At 51.8% G+C, this 5588-nt stretch carries 6 protein-coding genes; 4 read left to right on the top strand and 2 right to left on the bottom strand.

What is annotated here, in order from left to right:
- The first annotated feature begins 151 nt into the window (after positions 1-151).
- The 4 genes from Q0294_RS15730 (at position 152) to Q0294_RS15745 (ending at position 2568) form a co-directional block, all read left to right on the top strand.
- Positions 152-1090, top strand: a complete 939-nt coding sequence (locus Q0294_RS15730) for a DUF1559 domain-containing protein (RefSeq protein WP_299467346.1) — start codon at positions 152-154, stop codon at positions 1088-1090.
- Positions 1091-1193: 103 nt separating this feature from the next.
- Positions 1194-1592 (top strand): carboxypeptidase-like regulatory domain-containing protein, encoded by a 399-nt coding sequence (locus Q0294_RS15735; protein WP_299467348.1) that lies wholly within the window; start codon positions 1194-1196, stop codon positions 1590-1592.
- 266 nt (positions 1593-1858) lie between these two features.
- Entirely contained in the window at positions 1859-2173 is a 315-nt protein-coding gene (locus tag Q0294_RS15740) for a metalloregulator ArsR/SmtB family transcription factor (protein ID WP_299467349.1), read from the top strand.
- A 26-nt stretch (positions 2174-2199) separates the two neighbouring features.
- The gene (locus Q0294_RS15745; protein WP_299467350.1) at positions 2200-2568 is read left to right on the top strand and encodes a DUF488 domain-containing protein; all 369 of its coding nucleotides are present in this window, start codon (positions 2200-2202) and stop codon (positions 2566-2568) included.
- A gap of 1 nt (position 2569) precedes the next feature.
- Here Q0294_RS15745 and Q0294_RS15750 read toward each other — a convergent pair whose 3' ends face one another.
- Together Q0294_RS15750 and Q0294_RS15755 are read right to left on the bottom strand one after the other, a co-directional pair.
- Positions 2570-4795: a nitric-oxide reductase large subunit gene (locus Q0294_RS15750; RefSeq protein ID WP_299467351.1), complete on the bottom strand. Its 2226-nt coding sequence runs from the start codon at positions 4793-4795 to the stop codon at positions 2570-2572.
- A gap of 59 nt (positions 4796-4854) precedes the next feature.
- Positions 4855-5397, bottom strand: a complete 543-nt coding sequence (locus Q0294_RS15755) for a DUF3365 domain-containing protein (RefSeq protein ID WP_299467353.1) — start codon at positions 5395-5397, stop codon at positions 4855-4857.
- Positions 5398-5588 lie beyond the last annotated feature (191 nt).

Below are 5588 nucleotides of genomic sequence, written 5' to 3' on the forward strand. Positions count from 1 at the left end.
AATTAACTAACAATTCATATACAGCGCGCCGCATGTGTTCCGATTCAGTTTGCCCGAACATAACTTGTCTGAGGGCGGGCCTGGGCCAGATCTGAATTCAGTTATTCAACTTTATTTTCTGTTTCCTGTCTTGCGAATGCGAAGGTGTTGTATGAAGAAACGTCTTTCCCGCGGTTTTACTTTGATTGAGTTGCTGGTGGTGATCTCAATCATTGCCATTCTGATTGCTCTGTTGCTTCCCGCTGTGCAGCAGGCCCGCGAAGCGGCACGCCGTTCGACCTGCAAGAATAATCTCAAACAGATGGGCCTGGCAATTCACAGCTATCATGACTCACATCGTGTTTTTCCCCCCGGCGATATCAACGCGGGTGCAATTAATTCCGCGAATTGGGTCGCTACGGGACTCGTGCGCAATCATACGATGTATATGATGATTCTGCCGTTTCTGGATCAAGCCAATATCTACAATTCGATTAATTTTGAAGCGCCAACAGGTGTGTGTGATGTCGACAGCCGAGGAGGCGGAGGTTCGCAGGTATCGGCCACCGACCATATGATTGTGATTTTCCGCTGCCCCTCCGATCCGGGCATGACCAATCAGGCATTGGATCCTTACACCAAGTCCGGGACCTCACATTATTCCTGCAATAAAAATCATCGGGTCAGTTATGGAATCGTCACGAACACCATCGAAAATTCGATGACGAAAACCTATCTCGGCGATACCGATCTCAGGAAGTCGGCCTGGGGACACAATGGTGCTGCGAAAATCAGTGATATTACGGATGGTTCCAGTAATTGTATTATCATGCTGGAGACGCCGATTCAGAAATCGAGTAATGACTACGGACCATTCTGGAGTCACTACAATCATACGAACTGGATTACCCCCAGTTATGGAAATTACGGGATCAATGGTTATCCTGCTTCGCAATATGTTTACGCATTTGGCGCAGGCAGCCTGCATGTCGGGGGTGCTCACACATTGCTCGGAGACGGCAGCGTCAGATTTCTCAGCGAAAATCTGGATATCAATACTTTGAAAAATCTGATTTCCATCAGAGGTGGCGAAGTGATTGGCGAATTCTAAAACAGATCTCACGCAACCGTCACGCTTTCCGTTTATGACTGCTCGAAAAACTTTCCGGGAGGCTCCCTCCCGGAGTTCTCTACACCGATGAGGAACTCCACGAATGCATCAAATGAATCGGCGTCGCTTTTTTTACCTGTTATTTCTCTGTATGGGACTCAGTTCCTGTAGTTCGAGTGGCTCAGGCGTTCCACTCGAAAAAGTCACAGGCAAGGTGACACTTAATGGTACAGCACTCGACGGCGCCATCATCATTTTTGAGCCTGCCGCAAGCGGCGCTTCGTCGCACGGTGTGACAGATGCTGAAGGGCGGTATGAGTTGAAGTCCAAGCAGGACGAACCTGGTGCCCCGGTCGGCAAGTATGTCGTAAAGATTATCAAACCAGAGGGCGAAGTGGCCGGCCAGGAATTGCTCCCGGCGAAATACAATGCACAATCGGAATTGACGGCGGAAGTCAAAACGGGCGAAAACCAGTTTGACTTCGATCTGAAGAATAAATAACCGGAACTACCGGAGCCGAACTTCGATCCACGTCTGCCGGCGATTCGCTGGTTCTGATGGAAACTGCCACCAGTCCTGTGGCATGCTCGGGCTGAGTTGTGGGGGTAAATGTTCCATTAATTCCGGATGGCGAAATTCTGAAGCTGTCCTGTCGCGATTATTTTGCTACAATCTGGAACGAATTCCCCGCGAATGCGGGTTGTTGAGACAACCCAGCTCGTTGAAGGAACAGGGGATCATTTCATTTTGCAGGCGATGGTGCATTTATGTCTAAAGATCGGCTTCAATCCGATTTGTGTGCAGAGAAGTTGAAAGCATTAGGGGAACCGATTCGCCTGCGGATTGTGGATTTGCTGCGTGATGGCGAGCGAACGGTCAGTGATATTGCAGAATTGCTCAAGGAAGAAGTTGTGAATATCTCGCACCACCTCGGGATTCTCTACCACGCAGGCCTGGTCATCAAACGCAAAGAAGGCCGCTTCGTCGTTTATAATTTGCACCCGGAAGTCTCAGCCGTCAGCAAAGCCGGGAAACAGCACCTCGACTTCGGCTGCTGCCGCCTGGAAGTCCCGGATCGTTAAGATTTGCTGAGATCGGCGGGTCGCTCATGCAACAGGAATTCCGAATTAAACGAGTTTACGAAAAACCGACCGCAGATGACGGCTATCGGATTCTGGTCGACCGGCTCTGGCCGCGCGGCATGTCGAAATCCGCCGCCAAAGTCGACCTGTGGCTGAAAGACTTCGCACCCTCAACCGAACTCCGGAAATGGTTTCATTCAGATCCCAGCGACTACGATGAATTCGTCAATAGATACCAGCGCGAACTGGAATCACAACAGACACAGATCGCGCTGACCGTCGTCGAAACGATGACCCAGCCGACGATCACTCTGCTGACCGCGATCAAAGATCCGGAACGCAGTCATGTGCCCGTCTTGAAAGAGTTCCTGACGAACCTGATTTCGAACCGGTAAGTTACTCTGTTTTCCGAAATGAATGACCGGTTTTCAAACCGGCGATGAAGATCACCAGGGCGACCGCACCCAGAAAAAAGATCGTGTCGCCGGGCACCCGCATCCAGCGCAGGGTCTGCATCAGATCTCCCTGCATGAATTCACTGCTGCGGGCATACCAGTAACCATGTTCAACGGAAGCCTTCGTCTGCAGCAGTCCAACGGGCAGCAGACTTAAGATACACATCGTCATCAAGCCGATATTCAATGACCAGAACGAGAATCGCAGTGTCCCCTCTTTCCATTCTCTGCCGGGAATCAGCACACGCAGACAGAGCAGCATCAGTCCGATTCCCAGCATCCCGTACACGCCGAACAATGCCGCGTGACCGTGGAGCGGCGTGGTGTTGAGCCCCTGCATATAATACAGGGCGATGGGAGGGTTGATCATAAAACCAAATAAACCCGCGCCAATCATGTTCCAGAACGCGACAGAGACGAAAAAGTAAATCGGCCACTTGTACTTTTTGACCCACGGTGATGAATTCGACCGCCGCAGATCTTCTGTGGCATCAAAACCCACCAAGACCAGTGGCACGACCTCCAATGCACTGAAGACCGATCCCCAGACCAGCGCCACGGTCGGCGTGCCTGAGAAATACAGATGGTGACAGGTGCCGATGATTCCCCCTGACAGGAAAATCGTCGCCGAGAGTAATGCCGCGCCTGCTGCAACCTTCGGGCGAATCAGATTAAGGCGCATGAATGTGAAAGCGATGACCGTCGTGGCGAAGACTTCAAAGAAACCTTCGACCCACAAATGCACCACCCACCAGCGCCAGTATTCGACCATCGTTAAATGGGAATGATGTCCCCAGGTCAGGCCGGCTCCGTAGAACAATGCGATGGCGCCCGAAGCAACGGCGAGCAGCGCGACCAGATGTCTCTGCTGTCCCGATTGCCGCAGCGCGGGCAGCAGCACGCGGATCATCAGCACCAGCCACAACAACAGACCGACCATCAGACCGATCTGCCATACCCGGCCCAGATCTACATATTCGTAACCCTGATGTCCGAAGTAAAACGAAACCGTATCTGTCATTTTGTTTTGGATACTCAACCACTCACCGGCCAGCGAACCGACGACCACAATCAGCAACGCACCAAATAACACGTTCACACCAAACCGCTGCCACTTCGGTTCATAATTGCTCACCAGCGGCCCGATAAACAATCCCGCCGCCAGCCACGCCGTCGCGATCCAGAACAGGCCGATCTGAATGTGCCAGGTTCGGGTCACACTGTAAGGCAGCCAGTCGGAGAGCGGGAAACCGTAGAAACCGTCTCCTTCGACGCCGTAGTGCGCTGTGATCACGCCGAGTAACATCTGCACCAGAATCAAAGCCGACACGATCCAGAAGTATTTAATCGTGGCTCGCTGTGACGGAGTCGCCTCCCAGAGTGCCAGCGGGTCGGATTCCGGTATGGTCAGGTCTTTTTCCTCTTCGCCCCGCTTTGAAGCGTACCACCAGGCCATTGCGGAAATGCCCGCCAGCAGCATGATAATGCTCACTCCGGTCCAGACAATGTTGTCCCCTGTGGGGCGGTTCCCTACCAGTCTTTCGTGCGGCCAGTTGTTTGTGAAACTGGTCACGTCATCAGGACGATTGGTCGACGCGGCCCATGAAGTCCAGAAGAAAAACGCCGATAACTTGTGCAGGCGATCCGGGTCGGTCACTGCGCCTGCGGGAATGGCGTAATCCGAGTTTCCTTCTGAGAACACCTCTGAGTAGTGAGCGAGGTTCGAGGCAAATGCTTTGGCACGCACCGGATCAATGCTGACTATGCCGGTCTCAGGATCGTACGTATTCGTACGCATCAATTTCGTTAAGCGGGCCGTCAACTGGGCCTGCTGTTCTTCGTTCAGATCTTTGAATTCCTGCTTGAAATCGGCATGAGACCAGTCTTCGAGAATGAAGACTGCTTCCCGATGCAGCCAGTCCGCCGTCCAGTCGGGAGCAACGTAACTGCCGTGCCCCCAGACCGAACCGACTTCCATACCGCCCAGCGCCTGCCAGACATTCTGACCGGCGGCAATGTCGTTGGCGGCAATCAGAGTCTGACTGTCGGTCGTCACCACTTTCTCGGGAATCGGCGGCATCTCCTGATAGATGCGCGTTCCGATCCAGCCAAGAACCAGAAACGAGAAACCCATGACGCATGCAAACGCAATCCAGAGTTTATTCACGACAGCCAGTTCTCCATCTTCGTTACAGAGGAATGATTACAGCTCGACTTTACCGCCAGTTACTCAATAGGCAGAGTATAGCTGATCGCTCCGATGGCGGCACCTTTTTTTGCATTTGCATATTGCGGATGGCACATCACACATTTCTGCATGACGACGGGAACCGCGGTCATCGCGCGCAGATAGGGCTTGCCGTCTTTGTCAACAACCTGTTCTACGAAGGCTTTACCGTCTTTTAACTGCTTTGCGGCCTGTTTCTCAAAGTCATCTTTCGCCACGTTTTCCGGTTCATAAGGTTCGCCCGTCAAATCGATCAACCGGACCTTATGCCAGCCTTTTTTGTCCATGGACTGGAAAAGTGCCACAAACGCACTGCCGGCGGGTAAATCGTTTTCGTCATTCACATAATTTTCGGTAATCAACACAATTGCCGACTTGTAAATGTCATCCAGCATCTTGACCGTTTTGCGCGTCCGATCGACTGCCGCCTTTGACGGGCCAGCCTGTTTACTTCCCGGAGGAGCCTCTGCCGCAACAAAACTACCTTCGACCAATGCAAACAGTAAAGCCGTTGTACTGAGCGCTGTCACAATTTTCAACATCTCTTTCTTTTCCTTTCATCAGATTGAATACGGGTACCAATTCCCTATTTTTAAACAGGATCAAGTGGTCCATATTTGCGATCAGTATAGCGATCCTAAATAGGATGTCAATATCCAATATTGGGTTGATTCAGAATTGATTGGTTCCATCTTGGTTTCTGTGGAATTGTTTTAAGTCCTGTTATTGTAGT

The sequence above is a fragment of the uncultured Gimesia sp. genome (assembly GCF_937919775.1).
In the GTDB taxonomy this organism is placed as follows: domain Bacteria; phylum Planctomycetota; class Planctomycetia; order Planctomycetales; family Planctomycetaceae; genus Gimesia.

Excerpts from the sequence above, each read along its gene's own strand:
- Q0294_RS15730 (WP_299467346.1), top strand. The coding sequence starts at position 152 with ATGAAGAAACGTCTTTCCCGCGGTTTTACTTTGATTGAGTTGCTGGTG.
- Q0294_RS15735 (WP_299467348.1), top strand. The coding sequence starts at position 1,194 with ATGCATCAAATGAATCGGCGTCGCTTTTTTTACCTGTTATTTCTCTGT.
- Q0294_RS15740 (WP_299467349.1), top strand. The coding sequence starts at position 1,859 with ATGTCTAAAGATCGGCTTCAATCCGATTTGTGTGCAGAGAAGTTGAAA.
- Q0294_RS15755 (WP_299467353.1), bottom strand. The coding sequence starts at position 5,397 with ATGTTGAAAATTGTGACAGCGCTCAGTACAACGGCTTTACTGTTTGCA.
- Q0294_RS15745 (WP_299467350.1), top strand. The coding sequence starts at position 2,200 with ATGCAACAGGAATTCCGAATTAAACGAGTTTACGAAAAACCGACCGCA.